Source organism: Luteimonas sp. KH_071, from assembly GCF_057838005.1.
In genome coordinates, this window is the sequence record NZ_CM174458.1 from 2,127,044 (window position 1) to 2,147,818 (window position 20,775).

The window sequence follows — 20,775 nt, forward strand, 5'->3', positions numbered from 1 at the left end:
TGCCCGTCCCGGCAGGCATCGAAAGAAGGAATTCCCTATGGCTGAACAATTCGACGTCGTCGTCATCGGTGCCGGCCCGGCCGGTTACCACGCCGCCATCCGCGCTGCGCAGCTCGGCAAGAAGGTCGCCTGCATCGACGCTGCGCTGGGCAAGGACGGCAAGCCGGCGCTCGGCGGCACCTGCCTGCGTGTGGGCTGCATTCCGTCGAAGGCGCTGCTCGATTCCTCGCGCCAGTTCTGGAACATGGGCCACATCTTTGGCGACCACGGCATCAGCTTCAAGGACGCGAAGATCGACGTCGAAGCGATGATCGGCCGCAAGGACAAGATCGTGAAGCAGTTCACCGGCGGCATCGCGATGCTGTTCAAGGCGAACAAGGTCACGCCGTACTACGGCTTCGCCACGCTGCATGCCGATCGCCTGGTCAAGGTGGCGCAGCACGACGGCACCGAGATCGAACTGACCGGCGCCAACGTGATCATCGCGGCCGGTTCGGATTCGATCGAACTGCCGTTCGCGAAGTTCGACGGCGACACCATCGTCGACAACGTCGGCGGCCTGGACTTCACCGAAGTGCCCAAGCGTCTGGCGGTCATCGGCGCCGGCGTCATCGGTCTCGAGCTCGGCAGCGTGTGGAAGCGTCTCGGCGCCGAGGTCACGATCCTCGAAGCCATGCCCGACTTCCTCGCACTGGCGGACGCCGAAGTGGGCAAGGTCGCGCTCAAGGAATTCAGGAAGCAGGGCCTCGACATCAAGCTCGGCGCCAAGGTCTCCAAGACCGAAATCACCGGCAAGGGCAAGAAGAAGGAAGTCGTGGTCAGCTATGCCGACAAGGATGGCGAGCAGACGATCACCGTCGACAAGCTGCTGGTCGCCGTGGGCCGCAAGGCTGCGAGCAAGGGCCTGCTGGCTGAAGGTTCGGGCGTGAAGCTCAACGAGCGCGGCCAGATCGAAGTCGATGCGCACTGCCACACCGGCGTGGACGGCGTGTGGGCGGTCGGTGACTGCGTGCGCGGCCCCATGCTCGCGCACAAGGGCTTCGAGGAAGGCATCGCGGTGGCGGAGCTGATCGCCGGCCTGCCGGGCCACGTCAACTTCGACACGATTCCGTGGGTCATCTACACCGAGCCGGAGCTCGCCTGGGTGGGCAAGACCGAGCAGCAGCTCAAGGACGAAGGCATCCCGTACAAGGCGGGCAGCTTCCCGTTCGCCGCCAACGGCCGTGCGGTCGCGATGATCGAGGCGACCGGCTTCGTGAAGGTGCTTGCGCACGCCGAGACCGACCGCGTGCTGGGCATGCACCTCGTGGGCGCGAACGTTTCCGAGCTCGTGCACGAAGGCGTGTTGACGATGGAGTTCAGCGGCTCGGCCGACGACCTCGCCCGCATCTGCCACGCGCATCCCTCGCTGTCGGAAGTGGTGCACGACGCGGCGATGGCGGTCGACAAGCGGTCGATCCACAAGGCGAACTGAGTTCCATCGCCCTGACCTGAGAAGGCTCCGCCCAGGCGGAGCCTTCCTGCTTTCCGGCCCGGCAAACCGTCTGCGCGACAGCGGGCGATCACCTCCGACTACAAGGACATCTGCGCATGAAATCGATCTGCGTCTATTGCGGTTCCAATGCCGGCAGCAAGCCCGTCTACGCCGAACGCGCGATGGCGCTGGGCGACCGCCTCGCGAAGGACGGCCTGCGCCTGGTCTACGGCGGCGGCAACGTCGGCCTGATGGGCACCGTCGCCAACGCCGTGCTCGATGCCGGCGGCCAGGTCACCGGCGTGATCCCGCAGCAGCTCGCCGATTGGGAAGTCGCGCATCGCGGCCTGACCGAACTCGAGATCGTCGATTCGATGCATGCGCGCAAGATGCGCATGTTCGAACTCTCCGACGGCTTCGTCACCCTGCCCGGCGGTTTCGGCACGATGGAAGAAATCTTCGAGATGCTGACCTGGCGCCAGCTGGGCATCGGCAACAAGCCCTGCGCCTTTCTCGATGTCGACGGGTTCTATGCGCCGCTGATCGGCATGATCGATCGTATGGTCGAGGAACGTTTCCTGCACCCCGACCAGCGTGCGGACCTCTGGTACGGCAGCGACATCGACGAGATGCTGGCGTGGATGCGGGCGTACGAGCCGGCGCAGGCGAGCAAGTGGATCGACGAGAAGCGGCGGAGTGTTGTTAGATAGGTTGTCTGCGGCCCGGTCAAAGACGGTAGCCCGCCGCTTCGATTCGAAGGCGCTGGATCCCGGCGTGCGCCGGGATGACGAGCAAGAAAAAAGGTGGCCAAAGCCTCAGCGCACACGGCCTCAGCGGAATGACGGCGGAGAAGCCTGACGCTCACATGCACCGTCGTCCCGGCGCACGCCGGGATCCAGCGACTTACCGCACAGCTGCCCGCTGACTAGCATCAAGCAACGATGCACCACCGAGCGAGCGAATGCGGGAACGGATTCCCTGCGTCTACATCTTGGCGAGCGGCCGCAACGGCACGCTGTATATCGGTGTCACCTCAGACATCTTGCAGCGCGTTTGGCAACACAGAACTGGTCTGGTCGCCGGCTTCACCCGGCAACACCGCATCCACATCCTGGTTTGGTACGAAGTCCACGAGACGATGGAATCCGCGATCGCACGCGAGAAAGCGGTCAAGGAATGGAAGCGTGACTGGAAGCTTGCACTGATTGAGGACGCCAATCCGTACTGGCACGACCTGTATCCTCACCTCATCTGACACACGAGGTTTCCGGATGTCCATCCCCGACCGTTTCGACGCCTTCCGTATCCACAACGACGACGCCGGTTACCGCAGCGGCATCGAGCAGATCGCCATCGACGATCTGGCCGATGGCGAGATCGACATCGCGGTCGCGCATTCGTCGGTGAACTTCAAGGACGCGCTCGCGGGCACCGGCAAGGGCAAGATCCTGCGGCGCTTTCCGCTGGTCGGCGGTATCGATGTCGCCGGGCATGTCGTCGCCTCGCGCGACCCGGCGTTCAAGGAAGGCGACGCGGTGCTCGTCACCGGCAGTGGCCTGTCCGAGACACGCGACGGCGGTTACACGCGCTATGCGCGCATCGAGTCGAAATGGGCAGTCCCCCTGCCCGCGGGGCTGAGCCTGCGCGAAAGCATGATCCTCGGCACCGCCGGATTCACCGCCGCGCTCGCGTTGTTGCGCATGCACGAGAACCGGCAGACGCCCGCGCTCGGCCCGCTCGCGGTGACCGGCGCGACCGGCGGTGTCGGCTCGCTCGCGGTCGACATCTTCAGCAGCGCGGGTTTCGAAGTGCACGCAGTCAGCGGCAAGACCGAGCACGCGAATTATCTGAAAACGATCGGCGCGTCCGAAGTGCTCGGTCGCGATGCGCTGGGCACGACGCGCCCGATGGAGTCCGCGCGTTTCGGTGGCGGGCTCGACAACGTCGGCGGCCCGATGCTGGTCAGCCTGCTCGCGCAGACGGTGCCCTACGGCAACGTGGCCAGCGCCGGGCTCGCCGCGAGTGCAGAACTCGACGCGACGGTCATGCCCTTCATCATCCGCGGCGTATCGCTGCTGGGCGTGGCATCGGCGGGCACGCTGCGCGATGTGCGCGACGCAGTCTGGCAGCATCTCGCCAGCGACTGGAAGCCGCGCCATCTCGATGCGATCTGCACGCGCGAGGTCGGCCTGTCGGAATTGCCGGCTGTATTCGACACGATGCTCGGCGGCGGCTCGTTCGGGCGGACGCTCGTCACGCTTTGATATCACCTGCGCACGCGTGCGCTGAATGCGCCGCTAGAATCGCAGACGTCATATCAGGGGGAATCCATGGCACGTATTTTGATCGTGGACGACTCGCCGTCCCAGTTGATGGGCATCCGGCGGATCGTGGAAAAGCTCGGCCATGAGGCATTGACCGCGGAGGACGGCCAGGCCGGCGTCGACGCGGCCAAACGCGAGTTGCCGGACCTGATCCTGATGGACGTGGTGATGCCGAACCTCAACGGGTTCCAGGCGACGCGTTCGATCACCCGTGAGCCGACGACCGCACATATTCCGGTCATCCTGGTGACCACGAAGGACCAGGACACCGACCGCGTCTGGGGCATGCGTCAGGGCGCGAAGGCCTACCTCACCAAGCCCTTCAGTGAAGTCGAGCTGTCGGACGCGATTCTCAAGACGATCGGGGGCGGTGCGCCGGCCGCTTGAATCGTCGCTGGCTTAGGTGGGGCGCCTCGGCTCTCGCCCAGGCGCACCTTGTAGCCCATCTTGATCGTCGTGATTGAAAGAGAACGGCGACTTCGAGACAGGTCCCGGCTCGGCAATAGGTTCGTCTGTTGAAAGCGCTGGGATGACGATAGGCGCACGCGCCAACGGACAAGCCAGACGCTACGTCGACGCTTTCGCGTCAGCTCACTTCTTCCCCATCGCGAACGCATCGCGCAGCGCCTCGTAGGCCGCGATCTGTTGCATGTCCTTCGCCACCGGCGCCTGGATCTCCAGTTCGACGATCTGGTCGCCGTCCGGTGCACCGCCTGTGCCCGGCAATCCGCGACCGCGCAGGCGTAACTTGCGTCCGGCTTCGGAACTGGCCGGGATCTTCAGGTCGACATGACCGCCGAGCGTTGCGACGCTGATCGTCGCACCGAGCGCGGCATCCCATGGCGCGATCGGCAGCGTGTGGATGATGTTGCGGCCATCGACCTCGAAATCCGGATGCGCGGCGTATTCGATTTCCAGCAGCAGGTCACCGCCCTGCTGGCCCTGGCGCGGCAGACGCACGATCTGCCCCGGACGGATGCCGCGCGGAATTCTGACCTCGAAGGTCTTGCCCATCACCGGCACGCGCACGCTGTCGCCGCGGTGGATGGTCTCCAGCGTCACCGCGAGTCGCGCGCGCGTGTCGCCGCGCGGCTGCGGTCCGCCGCGACCGGGCTGTTGCGGACCGGCATAACCACCGGCGCGCCGGCCGAACATCTGTTCGAAGAAATCGCTGAAACCGCCGCCCGCGCCACCGCCGGCGAAGATCTCGTCGAAATCCACACCGCCCGGCCCGCCGCCGAAGCCGCCCGGAGGCGGTTGCACCTCGTCGCCCGGCCGATAGCCACGCGCGCGGAGCTGGTCGTAGGCCTTGCGCTTTTCCGGGTCGCGCAGCGCCTCGTAGGCCTCGTTGATCGACTTGAACGTGTCTTCCGCACCCGGCTCCTTGCTGACATCGGGGTGGAATTTGCGCGCGAGCCGGCGATACGCGGTCTTGATCTCCGCATCGCCTGCATTGGGCTCGACGCCGAGAATTCCGTAGTAATCCTTGAACTGCATGTGTTTGACGTCCAGTGCGGGCGCAAGCCCGTCAGGCATTCAACGCCACGATCGGCGACGGCCCGCAGGATACCCGCAGGCCGTCGTGACGTCGTGGTTGCCGCGGCCGCCCGATGCGCGGCCACCGCGGATCGACAGTTGCGGGTCGACCTTTACTGGCGCGTGCCCCCCTCCGGCGCTGCGCCGACCTGGATGCGCCGCGGCGTGGATTCGGCACGCTTGGGGATGCTGATCTCCAGCACGCCGTGGTGACCGCTCGCGGTGATCGCGTCTGCATCGGCGCTGTCGGGTAGCGTGAAACGACGATGGAAACGCCCGGTGGTGCGCTCGAGGCGCGAGAACCGGACCTCGTTGGCTTCACCATCTGCCGCATCACCGATGGCCGGCGCGCGCTCGCCCTTCAGGCTCAGCACACCCTTGTCCATCCAGATCTCGACCTGCGCCGGATCGATGCCCGGCAGGTCGGCCAGGATCACGAACCGCGAGCGCTCCTCGCGGATGTCGACGCGGGGCGTCCATTCGCTGGTGACGACCGACGACGCGTCGGCATCGCCGTGGACGAACTGCTGCAGGAACTGGCGCATCTCCTCGTGCAGACGCGGCGAAGTGCCCTGACCCGGCTGGCGAGCGGTGTTGGTGCGGAATGCTTCATGGCGCATGGAATGACTCCGATCTGGGGGCGGCACCGTAGGCCGCGATGTGCCCGATCTGGGATCGGCCGCACGGCTTTCAAGCATCGCCACGACCTCACGCCATGAGCGGCTAGACTTCCATTCACCCTCCCCCGGACCGCACCCACATGACCATCCAGATCGGCGACACGATCCCCGAAGTCACGCTCAAGCACATCCACGACGGCGTGCGCGTTATCGACACACCAACGCTGTTCACCGGCAAGCAGGTTGTCCTGTTCGCCGTGCCCGGCGCGTTCACGCCGACCTGCTCTGAACATCACCTGCCCGGCTTCGTCGAACACTTCGAGACATTCCGCAAGCGCGGCATCGACGTCATCTGCATCGCGGTCAACGATCCCTTCGTCATGCAGGCCTGGGGCGAAAGCGCGGGCGTGCCGGATGGCCTGCAGATGGTCTCCGACGGCAACGGCGACCTGGTCAAGGCGATGGGCCTGGAGATGGATGCCAGCGCCTACGGCATGGGCCTGCGCGCGAAGCGCTTCGCGCTGTATGCCGACGACGGCGTGGTCAAGCAGCTCTTCGTCGAATCGCCGGGCGAGTTCAAGGTGTCGTCGGCGGAGCATGTGCTAGCGAACCTCGGGTGAGTGTTGGCGAACGCTGCAGGCAAAGAAGTCGCTGAGATCGAAGTCGCCGGGTCCCGGCCTGCGCCGGGACGACGTGTCGAGAGAACGTCGCCCCGGCGCAGGCCGGGTCCAGCGACTTGAGCGAGATCTTCGACACGCTTCAAAGCAACATCTTCAAACGCAGATGGATCTCGGATCGTGCCCCCAGCGGTTCTCAACAGACGGACGTCTGGTCGAGCTGGGGCCCATCCTGATCCTGGCGAATGTGTGGGGAAGCAGAATGACCCGCCATCCGGCTGTTGAACAGCGTGTCCAGCGTGCGCTGGGATAACGGTTTCGGCGTTGATTGAAGCGGATGATTGTCTGCGCTGATTGCACGCTGGAGCCAGGGCGGTTTCGAGTGTGCCTACTCCGCCACCCGGAAATCCACGCTGCGCCACGCGCCGTCATCCGCGAGCGCGGTCAGCGTGTGTGCGCCCGGCGTATCGAACTCGTGCCGCAGCCATTGCGTCCCACGCGTCTCGCCGATCCATCGCCCATTGAGCAACCATTGCACGCGCCCCTCGCTGCCGAGCGCGCGCAACTGCAGGCGCACGCCGTGGGTACTGTTCGGTGGCCGCGCCAACAGCGTGCCGGGCGTCAGACCTTCGATGTGCAGCGCTTCAGACGCGTCACGTCCGTCGGGGACGCAGTCGGGTGCCAGCGCAGGCAGTCTGGACGCCTGGCGCGTGGTGTCCGATAGCCATGGCGCAACCAGCGCTGGCCATCGGGCGACCTCGGCGCTGCGTCGCAGGTGCGGTGCGCTGCAGTCCGCCGACAGACGCAGCCCACTGCCCGCATCGACATCGAAGCGCACGATGCCCGCGCCCCAGCGGTTTGCATCCCGCTCCGCCAGTGTCGGTGGCACATTGCCGTCGAGCGTCCAGGCATCACGTCGGCGTTGGCAGAGCGCATCGGTCTGCGTGTCCGCGGCGGTGCCGAGCGGCCAGCAAATTTCGACCTCGCGCACGTTGCCCGGTGGCGGCGCACGTACGGCATCGCTGCGGTCGCGAGGCAGGCTGTCGACGGTCTCGAACAGCAGCGGCAATGCGGTCACTGCACCGTACTGGCCCGGCAGCGGCGTGCCGTCCGGCCGTCCGACCCAGACGCCAACGGTGTAGCGATGCGTACCGCCGATCGCCCAGGCATCGCGGTAGCCGTAGCTGGTGCCGGTCTTCCACGACACGCGCGGGCGGGCGCCGGTGTCGAAGGTCTCGATGCGCTCGCCCGGGCGCGGATTCGATTCGAGGATCTCACGCACGATCCAGGCCGCGCCCGGCGACATCAGCCGGCGTTCGACCAGCGGAGACTCGGGCGTCAGGCGCACACGGCCGGCGATGCCATTGCGATGCAACGCGGCGTGGGCGCCGACCAGCTGCTCCAGCGTCGCCCCGGTGCCACCGAGAATCAGCGACAGGTTCGGCGCCGCGCCACGCGGAAAGCGCAGCGTGACGCCGGCGTTGTCGAGCCGCGCCGCGAAGCGTGCGGGCCCCACGCGATCGAGCAGATCGACCGCGGGCACGTTGAGCGACAGCCGCAATGCGTCGTCCGCCGCGACCGGGCCGTTGAACGCGGCATCGAAGTTGCCGGGGCGGTAGCCGTCGAAGGACTGTGGCGCATCGCTCATCAGGCTGCCGGAATGGATCAGGCCGTCATCGAGCGCCATGCCATAGAGGAACGGCTTGAGCGTGGACCCCGGCGATCGCCACGCGCGGACCATGTCGACATGCCCGAGCCGCGCGCGATCGCCGAACGCCACCGAACCGACATAGGCCTGCGCCTCCAGCGTGCGGTTGTCGACGACCAGCAACGCGGCCGACGTGCGCTCGGGCAGTTGCGAGAAGTAACTCGAGACGCGCTGCTCGAGCACGCGTTGCAGACCGATGTCGATCGTCGACACGATGCGCGCCTGCCGCGGGGCGGATTCGCGCAGGCGCTGCGCAAGCAGGGCGGCGTGCATCGGCTGGCGCAGGCTGCGTGCGACGACCGCTTCGACCTTGGCGTCGTCGACCTCGGCGCGCGACCACACGCCCAGCGTCGCCATGCGTTCGAGCACCTTGTCGCGTGCCGCCCGTGCGGCCTCGGGTTCGCGATCCGGGCGCAGCCGGCTCGGCGCCTGCGGCAACACCGCAAGCAGCGCGGCCTCGGCATGCGAAAGCTGCGCGGCCGACTTGCCGAGATAGGCCCAGCTCGCGGCCTCCACGCCTTCGATCGTGCCGCCGAACGGTGCGCGCGTCAGATACAGCGCGAGGATCTCGTCCTTGGACAGATGCGCTTCCAGCTGCACCGCGCGCAGCATCTGCACGAACTTCCCGCTCACGGTGCGGCCGCGCGGCTGCGGATCGAGGATGCGCGCGACCTGCATCGTCAGCGTCGAGCCACCAGAGACGATGCGCCCGCCCCGCGTCCACTGCCCGGCGGCGCGTGCGAGCGCCCAGGGATTGATGCCCGGATGCCGCCGGAACCAGCGATCCTCATAACCGAGCAGCGCCTGCAGATACAGCGGCGACACCGTGTCCGGCGTGGCTGGATGCCGCCAGACGCCGTCGGCGTCGGCGAACGCGCGCAACGGCGTGCCGTCACGTGCGACCACGACGACGCTGGTGTCGGCGCGTGTCGGCAGTTGCGGTGAGAATGCGAGATCGAGTGCCAGCAGCGTCAGCAGAAGGGTGACCGTGCCCCAGCGCAACCATGGCGCGACGCCGCGCCACACCTGCCCTGCCCGGTTGCGCCGTTTCGCACCTGCGTCAATCAAGGCGCTGGATTCCCGCCTACGCGGGAATGACGGCGGAGAGGACATGCATCTCCACCGTCATGTATCCGCAGAGGGCAATCCCGCAGACGCCGTCGAACGGACCGTTCAAGGCTGCACCACCGTGATCCGCGCCGGCACCGAGGTACCCACGCCGCGCAACTGCGGCCGGTACATGTCCTCGACCAGCGGGGGCGGCGCGGTGTACATGCCCGGGCTCACCGCACGTACGAGGTAGAACACGCGCGCGGTGCGGCCGCTGTCGAGCTTGAGCGCGGCGACGTAGCGGTCGTCGCGGTATTCCTCGTGCTGCACCGTCGCCGCACTGCCGCGCTCGGTGATCCGGATGCCGTCGACGACCACATCCGCCCACTGCTTCGCATCGCCCAGGTTGAAGTTCTCGACCTCCAGGCCCGCCGGCAGCAGGTCGGTCAGCAGCGCGTCGGGCATGTCGCGGTCGGCGACGACCGAGAGCGCGACGATCAGCGCTTCGCCCTCCTTCAGCGGTCCCGGCGTCCACGGCTTGCCGTCGGTGCCGTAGAGCCGGCGCTCGACCTTGAGCACGCTGGCATCGGCGGCTGGCGCCTGGCGCGGCACGCCGGCGACGTCGATGCTGCCGTACATCGGCGGCTCACCCTGCGGCGTGAAGCGCACGCCGCGGCGCAGGCCGGCCTCGTCGTAGGCGCGGCCGACAATCGTCGCGGGCGCCACGGCCTCGTCCACGTCGCCTTCGCGCAGCGTGCCGCCGACACGCTTGCGCTGGTCGGACGACAAGGCACGGCCGAGGCGCGCGAGCGCGATCTGCTCCTGCGTGCTGAGGTACATCCAGCCGCGGTTGCGACGCACATCGACCTCGCGACCGATGTCGACCGCGCGCGCGTCGAACGCGGGCTTCGCCACGCCGCGCTCGTGGGTCAGCGCGATCATCAGCGAGGAGTCGCGCAACGGCGTGCCGTAGTCCCACAGGTAGCCCGGACGATCGCCCTTGAAGTCGAACCCGGCCTGCACCGCCCGCTCGCCACGCGCCTTGTCGCCCTGCAGCGACAGCGCGAGGCCCAGGTGCACCAGCGGCAGGCCGCTGAGCGTGCGGCCACGGTCGTTGTCGTAGAGCGCGCGCAGCGTGCCCAGCGGCGCACGGTTCACGCGTGCCAGCACGTAGCCCGCGTAGGCGCGATACGCGAAGCGCAGATGCTCGCGGTGGTCCTGGCCGTAGAACTCGTTGCCGCCCGAGAGCAGATCCTCGCCGAGGCGCTCCAGCGATTTCTGCAACACAACGTCTGGCACCGAGAATCCGGCATCGCGCGCGTCGAGCAGGAACTCGACGATGTACGGGGTCAGCATCGGATTGACGTAGCCGTCGCTGCCCCACATCGAGAAGTGCCCGGTGCCGACCTGCATCGATGCGAGGCGCCCGAACGCGGCCTCGACGAACTGCCGGCGCTTGGCCGCATCCACGCCCTGGATGCCGAGCATCGACACCGTGGCATCGTCGAGCTGCAGCGCTGCGTAGCCGCGGCTGGTGGTCTGTTCCGCGCAGCCATAGGGGTACGACAGCGCACCGGTGATCGCCGCCGCGAACGGAATCGGTGGCAGCGCGCTGACGGTGAAGCGCGCGTTGACCGAACCGGCCATCAGGCCATCCATCAGGCCGGTATCCAGCGTCACCGGTGTCGCGCCGTCGAGCACGCGGGTGCTCGAACGCAGCATTGCCGGCCACGCCGGACGCACCGGCAGGTCGTAACTGCGATCCACACGGACGCCACTACCGTTCACGCGCACGCGCACCTTGGCGACGGTGTAGCCCTCCTGCGCGGTCAGCTGAAAGCTCAACGTGGTCTTGCCGTCGACGCCCAGTTCCACCTTGCGGCTGCCCCCGCCGATCGCCAGCGGGCCGACGCCGTCGACGCGCACGTCGAAGCTGCCGGCGCGCCCGCTGAAGTTGCTCAGATCCAGCGTCACCGTGCTGGTGTCACCCGGCGCCATGACCCGCGGCATGCTGGCCTCGGCCACCAGAGGCGCGCGCACGACGGTTTCGACATCGCGGCTGCCGTAGCGATCCGCCGACCACACCAGCGCGGAGACCCGCAACGTGCCGTTGAAGTCAGGCAGCTGCAGCGGTACGCGCGCATTGCCGCGCGCATCGAGCTTCACCGGCCCCGCGAACAGATCGACCGTCTGCACGCGCGCGGTCGGACGCCGCGCCTGCGGCAACGCGGCCAGCGGCGCATCACCGCCGAAGCGCAGGCGCGCGGTGCCGCCTTCGAAACTCTCGATCACCCGGCCGTAGAGATCAAAGGCATCCACGCCGAACCGGCGCTGCGCGAAGAAATGCGTCCAGGCATCGGGCACCGGGAAGCGGGTGATGTTGAGGATGCCGACATCCACCGCCGACACGGTGACCCAGGCGTCCTGCCCGGCCAGCTGCGGCGCGCTGACGGTGACCTGCATCGGGACTTCGGGGCGCGTGAGTTCCGGCGCCTTCAGGCCGACGGCGACACGTCGCTCGCGACGCTCCATCGGCACATGCGCCACGCCGACCGCGCGCGCCGGCGTGACCGTGCTGGTGGCGCTGCCGCCACGGAAGACCAGCGCCGTCACGTAGACATCGTGCCGCTCCCAGTCCTCGGTGACCGGGATGTCGTACGTGCTGCCCGGCTTGGCGTCGATCTCGTGCAGGTAAAGCATGCGGTCGCTTTCGACCATCAGCAGGCCCTTGCCCGGATGCGGCGGCGTCACCGTCACGCGCATCGTGTCGCCAGCGCGATAGCCCGCCTTGTCGAGCGCGACCTTGACCTTGTCCGGGCGCGCGTCGAGGCCGCGGTTGCCGTCGTCCCAGCTCCAGCCGGCGCGGAACGGATAGCGCGACACCAGCTTCGTCGCCGGATCCTCGACATCGATACGGTATTCGCCCCACTCCACCGGGAAATCGAAACGCGTGGCATCGCTGCCGGCATCGAGCGTGCGCGTCTCCACCGTCTCGAAGCGACGCGTGAACTCGTAACGCCAGCCGGCATCGTCGTTGCGCCAGTGGTAATCGCGATGCTCGCGGATCAACGACACCTTGAGCCCCGCCTGCGGCCGCGGCTTGCCGTCGGCGCCGACGCGGGTCAGTTCGAAGCGCGCGTTGGTGTTGGGATCGGCGCCATCGCCGGGTTCGAACAGCGGACGCACGCCGACCAGCGCGTCGGCCGGCCACAGCACGCGCTTGAGCGTGCGGTTGACGCTGCGCCCACCGGTCTCGTACAGGCTGCCGGACACGATCGCGGCGATCGGCGTTGTGGGCCTGGCTTCTTCCGGCAACGGAATGTCCGTCGTCAGGCGACCCTGCGCATCGAATGTGCCTTCAAAGACATCCTTGGCCTCGCGCGGCAGGTCGACCGTCGCATCGCCGAATACGAAACCGGGAAGGCCTTCGAGCGGCGAACGCTCCACGGCCAGCGCCAGGCGCGCGGTGAACCGGTTGCCGCTGGCCGGCGCGCCGTAGAGATAGGCGCCAGTCGCCTGCAGCTTCAGGGGCTCACCCGGTCGCAATGTTGCCTGCGCATCGAGATCAAGCTTCATGCGCTCGGGCAGGAACTCCTCGATGCGCAACGTCATGCCCTGCACGGCCTCGCGCGCGGCAGGATCGGTGCGGAATTCGACGCGCCAGCTCCCGGTAGGCGCATCGACCGGAATCTCGCGCTCGAACCGGAAGTAGCCGCTCTCGCCCGGCTCGACGCGGGTTTCGAAGAAGGTCTTGCCGTCGGGCTGACGCAGGCGCGCAAACAAAGACTGCGAGCGACCGTCCTTCGCCGCAACCGGTCGCCCATCCTGATCGCGCAGCAACGCCGACACGCGCACGGTTTCGCCGGGGCGGTAGAGATCGCGACCCGACCACGCGAACACGTCGAACCAGGCCTGTTCGCGGCCGCTGACCGCGAACTCCGACAGGTCCAGCGCGGGCTGGTTGAACGGCAGCAACGACACATCGCTGCCGCGGCTGGCGACGAGCACGTGGCCGGCGTCCAGCGCGTAATCGAGCATCGCGTTGCCCTTGGCATCGGAGCTGGCGCGGTAGACGGTCGCGCCTTTCGCGTCGAGCACCTTCAGCTCGGCGCTGCCGATCGGCGCGCCGTTGTGCAGCGACGCGGTATGCACGAACAGCTTCTCGCCGTAGGCGCGCGCGTGCAGGCCGATGTCGCTGACGGTGAAGAACGCCGTTTCGTACTGATCGGCGAACGCGCCGGCGCGCTTCATCACCGCGAAGTACAGACCCGGCTGCTGCAACTCGCGGATCTCCTGCAACGGCAGATAGGTCAGCACGCGTTCGTTGCGCGCGCCGTCGATCGCGAAGCGGTTGACGTAGACCGGCTTGGCCAGCTTCGACAATGGCGTGTTCTCGCCCCAGCGGTTGTCCAGTTCCCAGCTGCCGCGGCGGCCGCCGCGCTGGTACTGGGTCAGGAATGCAGGCAGGGAGTCGTCGTCGACGCGCAGGAATTCGACATCCACCTCGGTCACGTTGATCGAGACGATCGGCAGGCCGCGCGACTCCTTGGCAGGCAGCACGCTGCCCTGCGAAGCGAAGCCGACAACCGGGTCGAGTTCGCCGGTGAACACCTTGCGTTCGACATCGGCGCCGAGCGTGTCGCCGCCTGCCGAGGCCAGTTTGGCGGACAGGCGCACGGTGTAATCGCGGTTCGCTTCGACATGCGGGAAACGCAGAATCCTGGCGTCGTCATCGAGCGTCCAGCTGCCCTCGCGGGCGGCGCCGTCGGCGAAGGTCACCAGCGCGTCGAAATCCTGCGTGCCGACGAGCGGTTCGGAGAATTCGAGCGCCAGCGCCAGTGCACCGTCGCGCTGGTCGGGGAACGCACGCACCAGGCCGAAGCCTTCGATCGTCTCGCGATCGGTCTGGATCGCCTCGCCACTGACACCGGGCGTCTGACCGGTTGGCTCGCGCTTGCACGCCGCCAGCCCGAACGCGAGGAGCAGGACGGTCAGGCCTGCCAGCAGATGGCGCATGCGCAGCGATGCGCGTTCGGTTCCGAAGGACATCCGCTGTGCTCCGATGGGCGTTGGCCGCGAGTATAGGCCGCGGGTGCGGCGTTCCGGGGGCAGTCGATGTGTGGACAGCGTGCCGTTTCGGCGCGGCGTCGGGTCAGGGTTCGGATGCCTCCGGGTGGCGCGGCGGGCGCATTGAATTCCTCGGCAACCGGGGGTCGCGCGGGCGTCTGCCCTCACCGCAATCCCCCCTCCGCACACAGCCAGTGGCGCGCAAGTCTGTCTCCCCACCCCACAGGGCGCGGGGCCCGTCCCACCGTTCGATTCGTCGGTCGCTCGCTCGCGACGATGCGTGTCGGGAACATCCGCAAAAAAAAGGGCCGGCAATGCCGGCCCTTTTTCATCACTCGAAACGGATCAGGCGTCAGGCGACGCGCTCGTTGCATCCGTCGTCGGCGTCTCGCCCGGCGGCAGTGCATCGATGTCGTCATCGCTGACGTCGACGATCGAGCCGTCCACGCGCTCGATGCCCTGCAGGCGCTCGTCCTTGGACACGCGCATCAGGGTCACGCCCTGGGTGTTGCGGCCCACGCGCGCGATCTCCGAGGCGCGGGTACGCACGAGCGTGCCGCCATTGGAGATCAGCAGCACTTCGTCGTGGTTGCGCAGCAGCACCGCGCCGACCAGCGGACCATTGCGGTCGGTGGTCTGGATACCGATGACGCCCTGCGTGCCACGCCCCTTGCGCGGGTATTCCGACAACGGCGTGCGCTTGCCGTAGCCGTTCTCGGTCGCGGTGAGGATGTAGGGAATGTCGTCGCCCGCACCGGTTTCGACCGCGACGTCGCCGGCCGTCGTCTCGATACCCGTGTCTTCGACGGCGTCCTCGGATTCGTCCTCGATGCCGCCGGCGCTCTCGGACACGATCAGGCTGACCACCTGCTCGCCCTTCGTCAGACGGATGCCGCGCACGCCGCCGGCGGTACGGCCCATCGAACGCACGCGGTCCTCACCGAAGCGCACCGTCTTGCCGTTCGACGCGAACAGCAGGACGTCCTTGTCGCCATCGGTCAGCGCCACGCCGATCAGCGCATCGCCCTCGTCGAGACGGATCGCGATCTTGCCGCGCGCCAGGCGATAGGCGAATTCGGTGAGCGGCGTCTTCTTGACCGTGCCCGCACGGGTGGCGAAGAACACGAACTGGTCGGCGGCGTACTCGCGCACCGGCACCACGGCCTGGACCTTCTCGTTGGCTTCCAGCGGGATCCAGTTGATGATCGGACGGCCGCGCGCATTCGGGCCGGCATCGGGCAACTGGTGCACCGGCAGCCAGAACACGCGGCCCGCGCTGGTGAATGTCAGCAGCGTGTCGTGCGTGTTGACCAGCCACAGCTGCTCGATGAAATCCTCGTCCTTCGTCGCTGCCGCGTTGCGGCCGCGGCCACCGCGCTTCTGCGCGCGATAGGCGCTGACCGGCTGACGCTTGGCGTAGCCGGAATGCGACAGCGTGACCACCACGTCCTCGGGCGCGATGAGGTCGAGGATGTCGAGATCCTCCTCACTGGCGCGGATCTCGCTGCGGCGCGCATCACCGAACTCTTCCTTGACGTTGCGCAGCTCGGTGCGGATGACGTCCAGCAGCACGTCCGGGTTCTCGAGGATTTCGATGAGGCCGCGGATCGCCTCCAGCAGCAGCTTGTATTCGTCTGTGAGGCGGTCCTGCTCCAGCCCGGTCAGGCGATGCAGACGCATCTCGAGGATCTGCTGCGCCTGGACCTCGGTCAGCTGGTAGCGGCCGTCGATGAGGCCGACGCCATCGGGCAGATCCTCCGGACGCGACGCCTCGGCACCGGCTGCGCCGAGCAGCGAGCCCACCAGCCCGGCTTCCCAGCGCCGGGCGAGCATCCGCTCCTTGGCGACCTGCGGATTCTCGGACGTCTTGATCAGCTCGATCATCTCGTCGATGTTCGCGAGCGCGACCGTCAGGCCTTCGAGGATGTGGGCGCGTGCACGCGCCTTGCGCAGCTCGAAGATCGTCCGGCGCGTGACCACCTCACGGCGGTGACGGACGAAGGCTTCGAGGATCTGCTTGAGGTTCAGCAGCTGCGGGCGGCCGTCGACCAGCGCCACCATGTTGATGCCGAACACCGACTCCATCTGCGTCTGCGAATAGAGGTTGTTGAGCACGACATCGGCCGAGTCGCCGCGCTTGATCTCGATGTAGATGCGCATGCCGTCCTTGTCGGACTCGTCGCGCAGCTCGCTGATGCCTTCGAGCTTCTTTTCCTTCACCAGCTCGGCGATCTTCTCGATCAGCCGCGCCTTGTTGACCTGGTAGGGAATCTCGGTGACCGCAATCGCCTCACGGCCGTTGTCCGCGACTTCGATATCGGCACGTGCACGCATGCGCACGCGGCCACGGCCGGTGCGGTACGCCAGATGGATGCCGCCGACGCCGTTGATGATGCCCGCGGTCGGAAAATCGGGGCCGGGGATGTATTCCATCAACCCGTCGATATCGATTTCGGGATTGTCGATCAATGCGACCAGCGCATCGATGACCTCGCCGAGGTTGTGCGGCGGGATGTTGGTCGCCATGCCGACCGCGATACCCGCCGAACCGTTGACCAGCAGGTTCGGGAACCGGGTCGGCATGACCGTCGGCTCGCTTTCCTTCTCGTCGTAATTGAGCTGGAAATTGACCGTTTCCTTGTCGATGTCGGCCATCAGCTCGTGGCTGAGGCGCGACATGCGCGACTCGGTGTAACGCATCGCCGCTGCGGAATCGCCGTCGACCGAACCGAAGTTGCCCTGGCCGTCGACCAGCATGTAGCGCAGCGAGAACGGCTGGGCCATGCGCACCAGCGTGTCGTACACCGACTGGTCGCCATGCGGGTGGTACTTGCCGATGACGTCACCGACGATACGCGCCGACTTGAAGTACGCCTTGTTGCTGTGCGCGCCGAGCTCGTGCATCGCGAACAGCACGCGACGGTGGACCGGCTTGAGGCCATCGCGGACGTCGGGGAGTGCGCGTCCCACGATCACGCTCATCGCGTAATCGAGGTAGCTGCGGCGCATCTCGTCTTCGAGGTTGACGGGGATGATTTCTTTCGCGGAATCGACCATCTAGAGGGTTTGCATCCTGTCTACGCGGTCCGGATTTCCGGCGCTGGGCGCAAGGCACCAACGCGGCGCGTACCGGCCGCCGGCAACGCGATCAAAACGACAGGAAATGTTAGCACAAAAGCGGCCCTCACAGGCCGCCTTTCCGACGCAAAAACAATCACTTGCGCGAGTTCGAAGTCGTGCTTTCCGGCGAATGCAGTGCAGGCAGCGAATGACGCGCATGCACGCGCATCACAGTCCGCGGGCATCAGGCCTTGAACAGCGCCTGCATCGAGGCGGTGGACGGTCGTTCGACGACGCCCTGTTCGGTCACGATCGCATCGATCAGCTCGCCCGGCGTCACGTCGAACACCGGATTCCAGGCCTGGATGCCTTCGGCCACGGTGCGCGTGCCGCCGATGCCGAACAGCTCGCCCGGATCGCGCTGCTCGATCTCGATCAGATCGCCCGATGCGGTGTCCATGTCGACGGTCGACGACGGCGCGACCACCATGAACTTGACGCCGTGGTGCCGCGCGGCAATGGCCAGCTGATAAGTGCCGATCTTGTTCGCGGTATCGCCGTTCGCGCAGATGCGATCGGCGCCGACCACGATCCACTGCACCGCGCCGGTCTTCATCAGATGCGCAGCTGCGGAATCGGCGATCAGCGTCGCGTCGATGCCGTCCTGCTGCAGCTCCCACACCGTCAGGCGCGCGCCCTGCAACCACGGCCGCGTCTCGCCGGCGAACACCTTGCCGATGCGTCCCTGCGCCATGCCCGCGCGGATCACGCCCAGCGCGGTCCCGAAGCCAGCCGTCGCCAGCGAGCCGGTATTGCAATGGGTCATGACGCCACTGCCGGGCGCGATCAGTTCCGCGCCGAGCGCGCCCATGAGCCGGTTCGCCGCGAGATCTTCTTCGGCGATCGCCTGTGCCTCACGCGCCAGCACCTCACGCCAGTCGGCGCCCGATGTCGCCAGCACACGCCGCATCCGCGCCAGCGCCCAGGCCAGATTCACCGCCGTCGGCCGCGCGGCATTGAGCCGCTGCAACGCCGGCTCGAGCTTCATCAGCGCCGTCTCACCGTCGTCCGCCTCGATGTCGCGCGCGCCCAGCACCGCGCCCCATGCCGCCGCGATGCCGATCGCCGGCGCGCCGCGTACCGTCAGCGCATGGATCGCCTGCGCGACCTCGTCGCTGGTGGTGCAGGACACGTGCTCGACGACGAACGGCAGTTTCCGCTGGTCCAGTAGTTCGAGCGTGTCGCCTGTCCAGAGGATCGGGCGGATGTGGTCGTAGCGGTCGAAATCGAGGGGGGATGTGATCATGGGGGCATTGTAAATCGGGGATGTTGGATTGCTGTTGTTGGGATTGATGTGGCCTCATGCGCTTAATGCTGCTTGTGCGCGCGCTCGTCGAAGAGGCCTACAGCCAGCTTGCAGAATCCGTCATCCCCGCGGCTTTCAACAGACGTACGTCTGGTCAGGCGGGAATCCATCTTGATCTTGTTTTAGTCTCAGATTCGGCTCCAGCTCCCCGCGTTGGCTTTGGCGTTGGCTTTGGCTTTGGCTTTGGCTTTCGCCTTGGCCTTGGCCTTGGCTTCTTGCTTCGGCTTTTGATTTGAATCGAGCCGTAGAGCGAGCCGAGCATCGCAGGGCGGCGGGGTCGAAGAGCAGCCCATGTCTGAGCGTAGCGAGTTTGGGCTGCGTGCCCCGCTGCCCGAGAAGCGCAGGGAACCGCCGCGGCTGTATCGCGGCGGATCGCGTCCGGCGAAGACGGTTTTGCTTACTTTTGCCAAGACAAAAGTAAGCCGCGCGACAGCGCGGAAGCCCTGTACTTGATCTTCGCGAAGCGAGCGTTTCGCTTCAGAGCGCGTAGCGCCAATGGGGAAGCCAAGGCCAGGGCCGAAAAGCTCAAGCAAGTGCGGGGCTTTCGCCCGCTGCGCGTGCGAGTCCCTTTTGGATGGACCCAAAAGGAACCAAAAGGTCCCTTCGCCGGACGCGAGCCGATGCGATACAGCCGCATCGGTCCCCTCCGCTCCTCGCCTGACGCGGCACGCAGCCCAAACTCGCTGCGCTCAGACATGGGCTGCTCTTCGGCCACGCCAGGCTCCGGTGCTCGGCTCGCTCTACGGCTCGATTCAAGTCAAAAGCACGGGCAAAAGCAGAGGCCACAGCCACAGCGACAGCGACAGCCACAGCCGAAGACGAAGCCGAAGCCGAAGCCGAAGCCGAAGCCGAAGCCGAAGCCGAAGCCGAAGCCAGATCAGTATCCAGATGGATGCCCGACTTACCAGACACGCGTCTGTCGAAAAACGCGGCTATGAAGACAATGGATTCCCGGAGCTAAACACAGGCGCGCATGCCGCTAGGCCCGCACAAAATCGAATGCGACCACATCGGCGATCCGCCCCGTCCCCAACATCGCCATCATCAAACGATCGACTCCCAGCGCCACACCCGCGCAATCCGGGAATCCCGAATCCAGCGCGGCCAGCAAGGCCTCATCGATTGCCGGCAACGCATCACCCCGCGACCCACGCACCGCATGATCCCGCTCGAAGCGCGCGCGTTGCTCCGCGACGTCTGCGAGTTCGTGATAGCCGTTGGCGAGTTCCAGCGCCCCGAGATACAGCTCGAAGCGCTCGGCCACCGGGACGCCCTCGCGATCGGCGATGCGCGCGAGCATGCATTGCGAGGCCGGGTAGTCGTGAACGACGAGGATCCGGTCGACGGGATTCGCCGGCTGGATGCGATGCGTCATCAGCAGGTCCAGCCAGTCGTCGCGGGTGAGGCCTTCGGGATCGATCTGCACGCTACCGAGCGCCGCCTGCAGTTCGGCGTCGGACGCGGTCACCGGATCGAGGCCCAGCGCGTCCAGATACAGGGCGCGGTACGTCGTCTGCATCACCTCCGCACGCCGGTCGACAAGCGCGAGTGCGCCCTGCACGAGGTCAACCGTTTCGTCGGCCAATCGATGCTGGTCCCAGCCGACGCGATACCACTCCAGCATCGTGAATTCGGGATTGTGGCGGCCGCCGGCTTCGCCGTCGCGGAACACGCGTCCGAGCTCGTAGCAGTCGCCAAAGCCGGCGGCGAGCAGGCGCTTGAGCGGGAACTCGGGCGACGTGCGCAGCCAACGTGTGCGCGGGCCGGCCGACACGTGCCCGCCGAACTCCGTGCGGAAACTGGCGACATTCGGGTCGGTGTTGCCGGCCTGCGAGAGCATGGGCGTCTCGACTTCAGGCACGCAGCGTTCGGCGAAGAAGCCGCGCAACGTCGTGTTGAGCCGCGCGCGCAGGCGCAGGGTGTCGAAGCTCGCAGAGGGCAGCATCGAAAGAC

At 67.0% G+C, this 20,775-nt stretch carries 14 protein-coding genes; 6 read left to right on the top strand and 8 right to left on the bottom strand.

The window, feature by feature from the left end; translation table 11 throughout:
• Positions 1-37 precede the first annotated feature (37 nt).
• The 5 genes from lpdA to AC3IRM_RS09935 all read left to right on the top strand — a co-directional run bounded on the left by lpdA (position 38) and on the right by AC3IRM_RS09935 (position 4,185).
• Complete coding sequence (gene lpdA / locus AC3IRM_RS09915) at positions 38-1,474, top strand: dihydrolipoyl dehydrogenase (RefSeq protein ID WP_489203011.1); 1,437 nt, start codon at positions 38-40, stop codon at positions 1,472-1,474.
• Positions 1,475-1,590: 116 nt separating this feature from the next.
• On the top strand, positions 1,591-2,184 hold the full coding sequence (locus AC3IRM_RS09920) for an LOG family protein (RefSeq protein ID WP_489203012.1): 594 nt from the start codon (positions 1,591-1,593) through the stop codon (positions 2,182-2,184).
• Positions 2,185-2,435: 251 nt separating this feature from the next.
• Entirely contained in the window at positions 2,436-2,729 is a 294-nt protein-coding gene (locus AC3IRM_RS09925; protein ID WP_489203013.1) for a GIY-YIG nuclease family protein, read from the top strand.
• 16 nt (positions 2,730-2,745) lie between these two features.
• Positions 2,746-3,738 carry an acrylyl-CoA reductase family protein gene (locus AC3IRM_RS09930; RefSeq protein ID WP_489203014.1) on the top strand — a complete coding sequence of 331 codons (993 nt, stop codon included), beginning with the start codon at positions 2,746-2,748 and terminating at the stop codon, positions 3,736-3,738.
• Between the two features lie 66 nt (positions 3,739-3,804).
• On the top strand, positions 3,805-4,185 hold the full coding sequence (locus AC3IRM_RS09935; protein WP_489203015.1) for a response regulator: 381 nt from the start codon (positions 3,805-3,807) through the stop codon (positions 4,183-4,185).
• Positions 4,186-4,389: 204 nt separating this feature from the next.
• On the opposite strand, the gene AC3IRM_RS09940 is transcribed toward AC3IRM_RS09935, so the two are convergent.
• Both AC3IRM_RS09940 and AC3IRM_RS09945 read right to left on the bottom strand, forming a co-directional pair.
• Complete coding sequence (locus AC3IRM_RS09940; protein WP_489205895.1) at positions 4,390-5,295, bottom strand: DnaJ C-terminal domain-containing protein; 906 nt, start codon at positions 5,293-5,295, stop codon at positions 4,390-4,392.
• Positions 5,296-5,447: 152 nt separating this feature from the next.
• Positions 5,448-5,954, bottom strand: coding sequence for an Hsp20/alpha crystallin family protein (locus AC3IRM_RS09945; RefSeq protein ID WP_489203016.1), 507 nt, complete (start codon positions 5,952-5,954; stop codon positions 5,448-5,450).
• A gap of 140 nt (positions 5,955-6,094) precedes the next feature.
• On the opposite strand from AC3IRM_RS09945, the gene AC3IRM_RS09950 reads away from it, so the two are divergent.
• Entirely contained in the window at positions 6,095-6,574 is a 480-nt protein-coding gene (locus tag AC3IRM_RS09950) for a peroxiredoxin (RefSeq protein WP_489203017.1), read from the top strand.
• A 385-nt stretch (positions 6,575-6,959) separates the two neighbouring features.
• On the opposite strand, the gene pbpC is transcribed toward AC3IRM_RS09950, so the two are convergent.
• The 6 genes from pbpC to epmA form a co-directional block, all read right to left on the bottom strand.
• Complete coding sequence (gene pbpC, locus AC3IRM_RS09955; RefSeq protein WP_489203018.1) at positions 6,960-9,392, bottom strand: penicillin-binding protein 1C; 2,433 nt, start codon at positions 9,390-9,392, stop codon at positions 6,960-6,962.
• 60 nt (positions 9,393-9,452) lie between these two features.
• Complete coding sequence (locus tag AC3IRM_RS09960) at positions 9,453-14,345, bottom strand: alpha-2-macroglobulin family protein (protein ID WP_489205896.1); 4,893 nt, start codon at positions 14,343-14,345, stop codon at positions 9,453-9,455.
• Between the two features lie 396 nt (positions 14,346-14,741).
• Positions 14,742-17,453 carry a DNA gyrase subunit A gene (gyrA, locus tag AC3IRM_RS09965; RefSeq protein ID WP_489203019.1) on the bottom strand — a complete coding sequence of 904 codons (2,712 nt, stop codon included), beginning with the start codon at positions 17,451-17,453 and terminating at the stop codon, positions 14,742-14,744.
• Between the two features lie 247 nt (positions 17,454-17,700).
• Positions 17,701-18,762, bottom strand: a complete 1,062-nt coding sequence (mtnA, locus tag AC3IRM_RS09970; RefSeq protein WP_489203020.1) for an S-methyl-5-thioribose-1-phosphate isomerase — start codon at positions 18,760-18,762, stop codon at positions 17,701-17,703.
• A 188-nt stretch (positions 18,763-18,950) separates the two neighbouring features.
• Positions 18,951-19,355, bottom strand: coding sequence for a hypothetical protein (locus AC3IRM_RS09975; RefSeq protein WP_489203021.1), 405 nt, complete (start codon positions 19,353-19,355; stop codon positions 18,951-18,953).
• A gap of 446 nt (positions 19,356-19,801) precedes the next feature.
• Positions 19,802-20,767 (bottom strand): EF-P lysine aminoacylase EpmA, encoded by a 966-nt coding sequence (epmA, locus tag AC3IRM_RS09980; RefSeq protein ID WP_489205897.1) that lies wholly within the window; start codon positions 20,765-20,767, stop codon positions 19,802-19,804.
• Between the last annotated feature and the right edge of the window lie 8 nt (positions 20,768-20,775).

Excerpts from the sequence above, each read along its gene's own strand:
- AC3IRM_RS09940 (WP_489205895.1), bottom strand. The coding sequence starts at position 5,295 with ATGCAGTTCAAGGATTACTACGGAATTCTCGGCGTCGAGCCCAATGCA.
- AC3IRM_RS09960 (WP_489205896.1), bottom strand. The coding sequence starts at position 14,345 with ATGCGCCATCTGCTGGCAGGCCTGACCGTCCTGCTCCTCGCGTTCGGG.
- pbpC (WP_489203018.1), bottom strand. The coding sequence starts at position 9,392 with ATGTCCTCTCCGCCGTCATTCCCGCGTAGGCGGGAATCCAGCGCCTTG.
- gyrA (WP_489203019.1), bottom strand. The coding sequence starts at position 17,453 with ATGGTCGATTCCGCGAAAGAAATCATCCCCGTCAACCTCGAAGACGAG.
- epmA (WP_489205897.1), bottom strand. The coding sequence starts at position 20,767 with ATGCTGCCCTCTGCGAGCTTCGACACCCTGCGCCTGCGCGCGCGGCTC.
- AC3IRM_RS09930 (WP_489203014.1), top strand. The coding sequence starts at position 2,746 with ATGTCCATCCCCGACCGTTTCGACGCCTTCCGTATCCACAACGACGAC.
- AC3IRM_RS09945 (WP_489203016.1), bottom strand. The coding sequence starts at position 5,954 with ATGCGCCATGAAGCATTCCGCACCAACACCGCTCGCCAGCCGGGTCAG.
- lpdA (WP_489203011.1), top strand. The coding sequence starts at position 38 with ATGGCTGAACAATTCGACGTCGTCGTCATCGGTGCCGGCCCGGCCGGT.
- AC3IRM_RS09925 (WP_489203013.1), top strand. The coding sequence starts at position 2,436 with ATGCGGGAACGGATTCCCTGCGTCTACATCTTGGCGAGCGGCCGCAAC.
- AC3IRM_RS09950 (WP_489203017.1), top strand. The coding sequence starts at position 6,095 with ATGACCATCCAGATCGGCGACACGATCCCCGAAGTCACGCTCAAGCAC.
- mtnA (WP_489203020.1), bottom strand. The coding sequence starts at position 18,762 with ATGATCACATCCCCCCTCGATTTCGACCGCTACGACCACATCCGCCCG.
- AC3IRM_RS09935 (WP_489203015.1), top strand. The coding sequence starts at position 3,805 with ATGGCACGTATTTTGATCGTGGACGACTCGCCGTCCCAGTTGATGGGC.
- AC3IRM_RS09920 (WP_489203012.1), top strand. The coding sequence starts at position 1,591 with ATGAAATCGATCTGCGTCTATTGCGGTTCCAATGCCGGCAGCAAGCCC.